The organism is Actinophytocola sp. (assembly GCF_036402745.1).
Classification (GTDB): domain Bacteria; phylum Actinomycetota; class Actinomycetes; order Mycobacteriales; family Pseudonocardiaceae; genus Actinophytocola.
In genome coordinates this window covers 24,931-34,038 of sequence record NZ_DASWSJ010000211.1, presented here as the reverse complement: position 1 = coordinate 34,038, position 9,108 = coordinate 24,931, and the positions used below count along the sequence as shown (strand labels likewise).

The following is a 9,108-nucleotide window of genomic DNA, read 5'->3' as shown; positions in this document are numbered from 1 at the left end:
CAGGAGGGCTTCCAGGAGGGCGAAGTTGGCCGGTAGCCAGGAGTTCTGCACGAACCGGGTGCGCCATGCATCTGCACGATCGCTTGCCAGGTCGGCCAGCGGGCGGCCGCGCCACAGGGTCAGGGCCTGCTCTGCCAGCTCTACCGTCCGATGTGGATCGTCCTGGCGGGCCTCCGCCCTGGCGGCCGCGGACAGCTCGCGGAAGCGGTAGTAGTCGATGGCCGACTTGTCCACCTCGAGCACGTAGCCGCCGTTCACCGCGCGCAGCTTCGGTGGGGAGTCCAGGCGCTGCAAGGACTTCCGGACCCTCGTGGCGTACGTGTAGAACGTCTGCGCGGGATTCTGGGGCAGCGGCGCGTCCCGCGGCCACACCCATTCCAGCAGCGTGTCGATCGGCACCGGCCGACCCGGGTGTGCCAGCAGGGTCGCGAGAAACCCGCGTTCGCGCAGCCTTCCCCAGGATTCGTCCATACCGCCGTCGATGCGGAGGGCGGTTGTCCCCAGGATCCCGAAGGATGTCGTGTCCACCAGCTTTCACCCCATGAAGCTGGTCCCGACCACCAGTTTCGGTGGGGTCCGCGGAGCGGCACCAATCGGTGGATACTACTGAACGACAGAGATCAGTAACAGGTTGTAGCTGAATTGTTGCCCGCGACAGCACGATGTCCAGTACCGCGAAAGGTCCCTGACAGCCGATTCCCCGACAAAGCCGCCGGTGGGTAAGCGGAATGCGAAAACCGCGCTATCCCGAGCGCCCAGGAAATTCCCGTGTGTAAATCCGGGTAAGGCCCGCGACAAGGACCGCCGCACATGCTGGCGGCGGCCGTTCGGGACCGGAGAGGGACTCCACGCCACAGGCGACAATCCCGCGGCCGGGAGGGCGAGATGCACAGCTCATGGGTACGCGGGCCGGTCGGGCTGGATGCCGGGCCGCGGCTCACCCGCACCGGGTTCCGCACCGTGCTGGTGCTGGTGCCGTCGATGACCGCCGGCACGAGACTGCTCGACCTGCTCCCGCTCGTCGAGGTCGACCACCGCGTGCAGGCGGTCCTCACGGTGCCGCACGCCGGCGAGGTCTGGCACGGCGTCGAGGAGTTCGCCCGGCGCACCGGCGCGCTCGTGGTGCCGTGGTCGCAGGCGGTGCACCACCGCTGGGACCTCGTGCTCACCGCCAGCCACCGGCACATCGACCAGGTCCACGGGCCGGTGCTCGTCCTGCCGCACGGCGCCGGGTCGCTGGGATCGTTGCGGCGCAGCCGGAAGGCACGCGGCTCGACCCGCGACACGACGGGCCTCGACCGGGACCTGCTGACCTTCCGCGGCCGGCTCGTGCCCGCCGCGCTCGCACTGAGCCACGAGCTCGAGCTGACGGCCCTGCGCCGCACGTGCCCGGAGGCCGAGCCGGTCGCGGTGGTCGCCGGCGACCTGTGCCTCGACCGCATGACGGCGAGCCTGCCCTTCCGCGATCGCTACCGCGCGGCCCTCGGGGTGGCCGGCGACGAGGAGCTGGTCACCGTCAGCTCGACGTGGGGCGCGGAGTCCGCCTTCGGCCGGCATCCCGGGCTGTGCCACCGGATCCTGACCGAGGCCGGCGCCGGGACCAGGGTGGCGGCGGTGCTGCACCCGATGGTCCACGCGACCCACGGCTCCCGGCAGGTGCACGCGTGGCTGGACACCGCCCGCGACCGCGGCCTGCTCGTCGTCCCGCCGGAGGAGGGCTGGCGCGCCACGATGATCGCGAGCGACCGGGTGGTCGGCGACCACGGCTCGACCACCAGCTACGCCGCCGCCATCGGCCGCCCGGTGCACCTCGCCGCGTTCCCGGACCGGACCGTGCGGCCGGGCAGCATCGCCGCCGCGCTCGCGCGAACCGCGCCCCGGCTCGACCACGACCGCCCGCTGCTCCCCCAGCTCCACAACCGGGCTGACCCGGCGGTGGCGGGCCTGATCACCAGCCGGCCGGGTGCTGCCGCCGGTATCTTCCGGGCCACGATGTACCGCCTGCTGGAGCTCGACGAGCCGTCCTGGCCGGCACCGACCGCCGCGCTCCCGCTGCCCCGCCCCACCACGCACCCGGGAGAGAGCCATGGGTGGTGACCGCCTTCTGATCGGCGTGCGTGCTCCCGGCGTCTACCTGATCACGGTGACCGGTGCCGAGCCGACCGACGGCCTGCTCGTCGACCGCACCCATGCGGACCCGTCCTGGCTCCCCCTCGCCGACGTCGTCGTAGCCTCGACGCCGGCAGAGGACCCGGCACCGCTGATCCGCGCGGCCGCGGTGCGCTACTTCCTCCGCGTCACCGGCCCGGCGCGGGTCAGCCCGGCGCCGGATCGCCCAGGGCCGGACCGCCCAGGGCCGCCAGCCGGGTCCGCATGACGTCGGCCCGCGGGTCCTCGGCCGCCGCGTACAGGTCGGCGGCCTCGCGATACCGGCCCGCCGCGGACTCCGGCTCGCCACGCCGCTCGGCCGCCTCGCCGAGGTGGGCCAGGATCTCGGCCTGGTAGTACGGCGAGCCGAGGTCACGCATCAGCGCCAGCGCATCCCGCAGCGGCTCGTCGGCGAGCTCCGCCCGGCCGGCCCGCAGCCGCGCGGCGCCGAGGAACATCAGCGTCCGGGCGTGCTGGGTGCGGTCGCCGAGCCGGGCCAGCTCGGCCGCCGCGGCGGTGAGGTCGGCCGCGGCGCCGTCGTGGTCACCGAGCCGGCTGCGGATGTCGCCGCTCCGCCTGCGGCACAACGCCACGCCCCGCCACTCGCCCAGCAGTGCCTGGGCGTCGCGCGCCTGCTGGAAGTACCCGAGCGCGGCCGGCAGGTCACCGGTGCCGCGGGCCGCCCGGCCGAGCTGGGACAACGCCGTCGCCCGCCCCCGTTTGTCGCCGGCCGCCTCCGCCAGCCGCAACGCCTCGGTGTTCTCGGCGACCGCGTCGTCGAACCGGCGCAGCTTCGCGTAGGCGAAACCCAGCTGGGAGCGCAGTCTCGCCTCGGCCGGCCCGTCGGCGCACTCCCGCGCGGCGGCGATGCCGACCCGGTGCATCTCGATCCAGTCGCCGTAATGCCTGGTGTGCAGGAAGAACCCCCACAGCGCCTCGCACAGCTGCCACGCCAGCTCCGGCCAGCCGTGCTCCGCCGCGGCCCCGACCGCGACGCGCAGGTTCCCCCGCTCGGTCTCCAGCCACCACAGACAGTGCCGCACGTCGTCGAACACCGGCCGCGCGTCCCGGAACAGCGGGCCGAGCCGCGGCCGCGCGGGGTGCAGGGTCAGCCCGGCCGACACGGCACGCCCGAGGTACCAGTCGAGCATCCGGCGTACCACGGTGAGCCGCTGCCCGGGGTGGTCCACCTCGGCCCGCTTGCGTGCGTGCAGCCGGAGCAGGTCGTGGTAGGCGAACCGGCCGTCGCCGACCTCGGCCACGAAGTTGGCCTCCACCAGTTCGTCCATTGTGGACTCGGTGCGGTCCGCGGCCCACCCGGCCGCCACCGCCGCGACCTCCATGCCGAACTCGCGGCCCGGATGGAACGCGCACGCCCGGTACAGGTGCTCGGCGTCCTCGGCGAGCCCGTCGTAGGCGGTGTCCAGCACCGCGCCGACAGATACGTCGTCGGTGAGCGTCAGCGCGGCCAGCCTGCGCCGCTCGACCCGCAGGTCGGCCAGCTCGCGGTCCAGCGAGCGCCGCGGCCGGGCGGCCAGCCGGGCACCCACGACGGCGAGCGCCAGCGGCATGCCCCCGCACAGCCCGACGACCGCACGGGCGGCGTCGGCCTCACCCGAGACCCGGCCGGCACCCAGCAGCGCGTGCAGCACCGAGAGCGCGCCGGCCTCGTCCAGCGGGGCGACGTCGACCCGGTGCGCGCCGTCCAGCGCCAGCCCGGACAGCCGGGACCGGCTCGTCACGACGACCACGCTGGGCACGCCGGCCGGCACGAGCGCGCGTACCTGCGCCGCGGACACGGCGTTGTCCAGCAACACGACGAGCCGCCGGGTCGACGTGACCGAGCGGTACATCGCCTCCCGCCGCGGCTGCTCCACCGGCACCCGCTTGGCCGCCACACCGACGGACCCGAGGAACCAGTCGAGGATCTCGCCGGGGGCGACCGGAACCGGCCGCGCGGCGCCGAGGTCGGCGAAAAGCTGGCCGTCCGGGAACTCCGCGCGCACCTCGTGGAGCCACCGCAGCGCGAGCGAGGTCTTGCCGACCCCGGCCGGGCCGGTCAGGACGACGAGCAGCGAACCGTCCGGCCGCGCCTCACGCAGCCCGCGCAGCTGGGTCAGCTCGGCGTCGCGACCAGCAAAGGACCGCGGCACCGGTGGCAGCTGGGCCGGCACCGGATGCTCGGCCCTCCTGCCGTGGAAGTGCACCGAACCGACCGAACCGGCCTGCACGACCTGCCCGGACACCGCCCCCGCGAGCTCGTTACGAGCCGACCCGCCATCCTCGGCATCCCGGCTTCCCACGCGACCTCGCCCCGTCGTATGCGCACTTCCTCCAGTTATAGTCGCCGAACGTGACGTCGACATAACAGTTGGCGACGAGCAGGCCGGGCGACCAAGATCGGGTTCGGCATTTGTCCCGCCCCTGCCCGTCCGGCGACCACGGCAATGTGCGAAATAAACCTCCGACCGCCAACCGGTCAAAAATTCTTCTCATGCAATTGCGTACGAGATTGCACCGGACGCCGGGCCGGCAGGGCTGTTCGCCCTGCGCACGGTATGCCGCATACCGCCTTCCGGGTATGAATGTGGACCAACGGCCCGGACGTCGCGGATGCGGCCGCCGTGGCACAGCGGCCTGCCGCGGCACGCCGTTGTCCCAGGAAGCCGAGCACCGGGCGGCGTCAACCGAGCGGTGGAAGCAATTACCACCCTCGGCTTTCGCCCGCGCGTTGGGCCGGGCGGAGTAATTCACCGAACGGCGTTTGTGAAGTCGAGCGGAATTTGCTTCCAGCCTCCGTTACTCCAAGCGTATGACGCATGTAACAAGCATATGACGCGCCATGACTCCTTATTGGGGACCGCGACATCCGGGAGGCGAGCATGGCGCAACCACGCGCGAGTGAGCGAACAGCAACAAGATCGATCAGGGTGCTACTGGCCGAGGACATGGATCTCTTACGCACCGCCCTGGTCAGCTTGCTCTCCGACGAGGAGGACATGGAGGTGATCGCCGACGTCAAGTGCGACCAGAAGGTCGTGCCCGTCGCGCTCCGGCTGCGGCCGGATGTCGCGGTCGTGGCCGCGGACGTGCCCGACACCGAATGCCTGTCCACCGTCCGCGAGCTGCGCCACAAGCTGCCGGACTGCCAGATCGTCGCCCTCACCGTCACCCGGCCGCCCGGCCTCCTGAAACGCCTGATCGCGGCCGACGTGCCCGGGCTCATCGACAAGAACGCCCCGGCCGCCCGCCTCCTCGCGGCCATCCGCGGCGTCGCCGGCGGCAACACCGTGATCGACGCGAACCTGGTCGTCGCCGCGCTGTCGGCCGACCGCAACCCGTTCACCCCGCGCGAGCTGCTCGTCCTGCGCATGGCCGCGGGCGGCGCCAGCGGGCCGGAGATCGCCAAGGAGCTGTGCCTGTCGCCGGGAACCGTCCGCAACTACCTGTCCAACGCGATGAACAAGACCGGCGCCCGCACCCGCATCGACGCCATCCGCATCGCTACGGAATCGGGGTGGCTGTAGCGGGCTGCCAGTGGCCGACGAGCTCGCGGTAGAGCGGCGACGTCGCGGCGAGCGTCGCGTGGTCGCCCACCGCCGCCCCGGTCCCGTCCAGCACGAGGACCCGGCCCGCCCGCAGCGCCGAGCTGATCCGGTGCGCGATGACCACCAGCGTGCGTCCCCGGTCCGCGAACGCCTCCTCCGCACGCCGCTCGGCGACCGGGTCGAGGTGGCAGGTCGCCTCGTCGAGCACCGCCACCGGCGCGGGCGACAGGTAAGCCCGCACGAGCGCGATGAGCTGGCGCTCCCCCGCGGACAGCTCCGCGGGCCGCACACTCGCGTCGTAGCCGCCGAGCCGGGCCACGAGCAGCTCGGCGCCCACCGCCGCGACGGCCGCGTCCAGCTCGCCGGCCGGCGGGTCGGGGCGCAGGTAGGTGAGGTTCTCCCACAGCGTGCCGGCGAAGACGTAGGCCTCCTGCGGGATCAGCACGCGCAGCGCCGCGCGCTGGTCGACCGGCAGGGCCGCGGCCGGAGCGCCGCCGACGGTGACCGTCCCGGCATCCGGGCGCAGCAGCCCGCACACGAGGCTCACGAGGGTGGACTTGCCGATGCCGCTCGGCCCGACGACCGCGAGGTGATCGCCGGCCGGGATCGTGAGGTCGAGGTCGCGCAGCACCGGCTCGGCGTGCGGCCCGTAGGCGAAGGTCACGCCGTCGAGCCGGATGTCGTGGCCCTGCGTCGCCCGGTGCGGCGGGGTGCTCGGGGGCGGCGCGGCCGTCGCGTCCAGCAGGCGGCCGAGCGTGACGACGAACCGCAGGCCGCTGCCGCCGACGCCGCTGACGACGTTCCGCAGCGCGGGCTGGAGTCCGAAGAGGACATACGTGAGGCCACCCATGATCGCGCCCGCGGTGAGGCCGCGGCTCACGAGCCAGCCGCCGGCGAGGAGCACGGCCAGCAGCGGCACCCACCCGCCGACGGCGAAGCACAGCGTGCGCAGCGCGGCCACCCCGGCGAGGCGCCGCTCGGCGGTGGCCTGCGCGGCGATGGGCCCGGCGACCATCGCGGCGGCCCGCTCCTCGGTGCCCGAGGCGGTGACGTCGCGAGCGCCGGCGAGCACCACGCCCGCGGTGCTGGCGAGCCGCTCGTCGGCCAGGACGGCGTCGCGCTGCCGGACGGCGGCGAGCCCGAGCATGCCGACGAACGCGGCGAACCCGAGGAGGAAGGGCGGCATGATCAGCAGCGCGATGACCGGCGCGATCGACAGCAGCCCGATCACCACGCCGACGACCGTGACGAGGAACCCGCGCACCGCCATCAGCAGCCCCGCGTAGGTGTCCCGCACGATCTCCACCTGCCGGGTGAGCCGGGCGAGCGCCCCGTCGTCGGCGTGCCCCTCGACGGCGTGCCGCAGCTCCCCGTCGACGACCCGGCGGACCAGGTCGTCGCGCAGCGGCTCGGCGAGGTCCCCGAGCCGCCGGAACACCATCCGGCTCCCGGCCGCCCCCACCACCGACATGAGCACCATGGCGGCGAGCCAGCCGAGCCCGACCCCGGGCCGCCCGGCGAGGAACCCCCGGTCGACGGCCTGCGCGAGGGCGAACCCGGACGCGGCGGCCGGCAGCGCCTCGGGCACCGACCACAGGACCAGGCCGACCGTCGCCCGCCGCCGCAGCGACCGCGCCGCGAACCGGACCTCGCGCCTCACCGCGTCATCACCAGCTGGCTCATCCGAAGACCTCCCGGTAGTCCGGGTCGACCCACAACGTCTCGTGCGGGCCGACCGCGCGGATCCGGCCGCCGTCGAGCCAGACCACCAGGTCCGCGCGGGCCGCCGTGGACCTGCGGTGGGTCACCACCAGGCGGGTGCGGTCGCCCTCGGTCAGCGTCCGGGTTATCTGCATCTCCGTCACCATGTCCAGGCTCGACGTGGCGTCGTCCAGCACCAGCAGCCGGCTCGCCGGCCACGCGCGGGCCAGGCCCAGCCGCTGCCGCTCGCCGCCGGACATGGGGGCCGCGGCGAGCGCGGTGTCGTAGCCGTCGGGCAGGCGGCTGACGAACTCGTGCGCGTGCACGGCCCGCGCGTCGGCCTCACCCGCCGGCGCGATCGCGTCCGCCACCGACGCGCCGACCAGGGCCGGGCGCTCGAACGCGCAGCCGACCGCGTCCCGCAGCACCGGCCGCGGCAGCGCGGCCAGCGGCACGCCGTCGAGCAGCACGACGCCCTCGTCGGGCTCGCGCAGCCGCGCGGCCAGCGCGGCCAGCACCGACTTGCCCGCCCCGGACCGCCCGACCACCGCCACGGCGGCGCCACCGGGCACCACGAGGTCCACATCGGACAGCAGCGTCGCGTGGCCCACGCGCACGCTCACCCCGCGCAGCTCCAGCCGCCCCGGCCCGGCCGGCAGCGGCGCGTCGCCGAAGGGCACCGGCGACACGGACAGCACCTCACCGGCCCGCGTCGCCCCGGCCCGGGAGCGCGCCAGCCGGCCGAACACCCCGGTCAGGCCGCCGAGCCCGGCGCCCAGCGCCGCGTACTGGCTCGCCGCGAACAGCTCGCCCGCGGTGATCCGCCCGGCCGAGAGCTCGAGCCCGCCTGCCGCGAGGACCGCGACCAGGACCAGCGGTCCGACCACGGCACCCTGCGCGGCGGCGCCGGCGAGCACCCGCCAGCTGCGCATCCCCTGCTCGTGCAGGTCCGGCAGTGGCTCCAGCACCCGCCGCCGCTCCAGGTCGACCGTGCCGGCGCCGGCGATCGTGCGCGCGCCGGCGAGGGACTCGGTGAGCCGGCCGGCGAGCCGGCCCTGGATGGTCAGGTACGCGGTGACGACCTCGGCGGTGCGCAGGGTGAACATCCGCAGCACGACCGCCACCAGGGCCACGCCGGCCAGGAACGCGACGGCGAGCCAGCTGTCGAGGTAGGCCAGGAGGACCAGGCTGCCGACGGGCGGGAGCAGCGCGGTCCAGACGGTCACCGCGGCGGGGCCCGCGTTGGCGGCCTCGGCGGCGTTGCCGGAGACCCGGCTGACGAGGTCGCCGGCGTCCATGCCGTGCCGGCCGCGCTCGCCGATGGCGAGGACGTGGCGTACCAGCCGGTCGCGCAGCCATGCGGTGGTGCCGGCGACGCACGCGGTGCCGGCGAACGCCTCCACGAGATCCACGACGACGCCGAGCACGATCAACCCGGCGGCGAGCCAGAGCGAGACCGCACTGTCCGCGCCGGACACGATGTCGTCGACGGCGCGGCCGAGCACGAGCGGCAGGGCCAGCGCGCTCAACGTCCCCAGGAGCGACCCGATGCCGATGACGGGGAGCCAGCCACCCGCGTGCCGAACGATCGAGCGAAACGCGCCATGGCCGCCCTGTATCAATGATTCGCTCGCACGCTCGCTCACGCCGTACTCCCGCCGTAAACTTCCCGGTCAGGGCCGCGGTCCCGGACGAACGCCAGTCGTCCGGG

Annotated in this window: 7 protein-coding genes; 3 read left to right on the top strand and 4 right to left on the bottom strand. The window is 74.3% G+C overall.

Annotation, left to right across the window (positions count from 1 at the left end):
- On the bottom strand, positions 1 to 528 hold a 528-nt coding region (locus VGD70_RS20080; protein ID WP_331083508.1), incomplete at its 3' end, for an AfsR/SARP family transcriptional regulator.
- A 357-nt stretch (positions 529 to 885) separates the two neighbouring features.
- On the opposite strand from VGD70_RS20080, the gene VGD70_RS20075 reads away from it, so the two are divergent.
- Complete coding sequence (locus tag VGD70_RS20075) at positions 886 to 2,097, top strand: hypothetical protein (protein ID WP_331083506.1); 1,212 nt, start codon at positions 886 to 888, stop codon at positions 2,095 to 2,097.
- Positions 2,087 to 2,377 carry a hypothetical protein gene (locus VGD70_RS20070; protein WP_331083504.1) on the top strand — a complete coding sequence of 97 codons (291 nt, stop codon included), beginning with the start codon at positions 2,087 to 2,089 and terminating at the stop codon, positions 2,375 to 2,377. Before VGD70_RS20075 ends, VGD70_RS20070 begins: the two co-directional genes overlap by 11 nt.
- Here the strand turns inward: VGD70_RS20070 and VGD70_RS20065 are convergent.
- Complete coding sequence (locus tag VGD70_RS20065; RefSeq protein ID WP_331083502.1) at positions 2,316 to 4,451, bottom strand: ATP-binding protein; 2,136 nt, start codon at positions 4,449 to 4,451, stop codon at positions 2,316 to 2,318. The genes VGD70_RS20070 and VGD70_RS20065 overlap by 62 nt on opposite strands.
- A gap of 579 nt (positions 4,452 to 5,030) precedes the next feature.
- Between VGD70_RS20065 and VGD70_RS20060 the strand changes: the two genes are divergently transcribed.
- Positions 5,031 to 5,675, top strand: coding sequence for a response regulator transcription factor (locus tag VGD70_RS20060; protein WP_331083500.1), 645 nt, complete (start codon positions 5,031 to 5,033; stop codon positions 5,673 to 5,675).
- Here the strand turns inward: VGD70_RS20060 and VGD70_RS20055 are convergent.
- Positions 5,653 to 7,356 carry an ABC transporter ATP-binding protein gene (locus tag VGD70_RS20055; RefSeq protein ID WP_331083498.1) on the bottom strand — a complete coding sequence of 568 codons (1,704 nt, stop codon included), beginning with the start codon at positions 7,354 to 7,356 and terminating at the stop codon, positions 5,653 to 5,655. The two genes, VGD70_RS20060 and VGD70_RS20055, sit on opposite strands and share 23 nt — an antisense overlap.
- A 19-nt stretch (positions 7,357 to 7,375) precedes the next feature.
- Positions 7,376 to 9,043: an ABC transporter ATP-binding protein gene (locus tag VGD70_RS20050; RefSeq protein ID WP_331083496.1), complete on the bottom strand. Its 1,668-nt coding sequence runs from the start codon at positions 9,041 to 9,043 to the stop codon at positions 7,376 to 7,378.
- Between the last annotated feature and the right edge of the window lie 65 nt (positions 9,044 to 9,108).